The sequence below is a fragment of the Paenibacillus contaminans genome (assembly GCF_003285015.1).
Lineage (GTDB): Bacteria > Bacillota > Bacilli > Paenibacillales > NBRC-103111 > Paenibacillus_V > Paenibacillus_V contaminans.
This window is the reverse complement of the sequence record NZ_QMFB01000091.1, coordinates 1-470: the sequence shown is the minus strand read 5'-3', so window position 1 is coordinate 470 and position 470 is coordinate 1. Positions and strand designations below refer to the sequence as shown.

Here is a 470-nt window from a genome sequence, read left to right as displayed (position 1 = left end):
AGCAAGCCGCTGCCGCCGAATTATCCGGGCGCGACGGTTATGGGACCGGAGGAAGCCGCGGCGCTTGCGAAAGTCATCGAAGCGCAATCCCCGTTTCGTTATTACGGCGCGGACGTGCAGAAAAAGGTCGAGCAGCTCGAGAACGAGATGGCCGAGAAGCTGGGGGTGCCTTACGTGCTCGGCGTGACGTCTTGTACGGCGGCGCTCGTGGTTGCGCTGAAAGCGCTCGGTATCGGCTACGGCGATAAAGTGATCGTGCCGGCCGTTACGTTTATTGCGACGGCGGGAGCGGTCGTTTGTGCGGGAGCGGTGCCGGTATACGTCGATGTGGATGAAAGCCTGAATATGGACGCAAGCGACCTGGAGCGCGTGTATGACGACGAGGTGAAAGCGATCATCGCCGTCTCGATTCTCGGCCATCCGGTCGATATGGACCCGGTCATGGCGTTCGCCAAGAAGCATAATATCCG

General features: G+C 60.2%; 1 protein-coding gene. It reads left to right on the top strand.

Translation table 11 applies throughout. The features are described from left to right. On the top strand, nucleotides 1-470 hold a 470-nt coding region (locus DQG23_RS41670), incomplete at both ends, for an aminotransferase class I/II-fold pyridoxal phosphate-dependent enzyme (protein ID WP_202866035.1).